The organism is Haloferax marisrubri (genome assembly GCF_001469875.2).
Classification (GTDB): Archaea; Halobacteriota; Halobacteria; order Halobacteriales; family Haloferacaceae; genus Haloferax; species Haloferax marisrubri.
Genome location: NZ_LOPW02000020.1, coordinates 1 through 216 on the forward strand (window position 1 = coordinate 1; position 216 = coordinate 216).

The following is a 216-nucleotide window of genomic DNA, read 5'->3' on the forward strand; positions in this document are numbered from 1 at the left end:
CAAACGAAAACAGAATTTGAGAGAGGTGTGCTAACGGTCACCCTCATATTTTATATATTCGAACATGGAAATCGGAACGAAATGAAGAGTGCACTCGAAGACGTGAAGATAGCCGATTTCACACAAATGATGCAGGGTCCCTGGGCAACCCAAAAGCTAGCCGAGATGGGGGCTGACGTCATCAAAATCGAACGCATCGGCGGCGAGTGGGAACGG

At 48.6% G+C, this 216-nt stretch carries 1 protein-coding gene; it reads left to right on the top strand.

The window, feature by feature from the left end:
• Positions 1-81 precede the first annotated feature (81 nt).
• The coding region (locus tag AUR65_RS20570) for a CoA transferase (RefSeq protein ID WP_199180643.1) at positions 82-216 on the top strand (135 nt) is incomplete at its 3' end.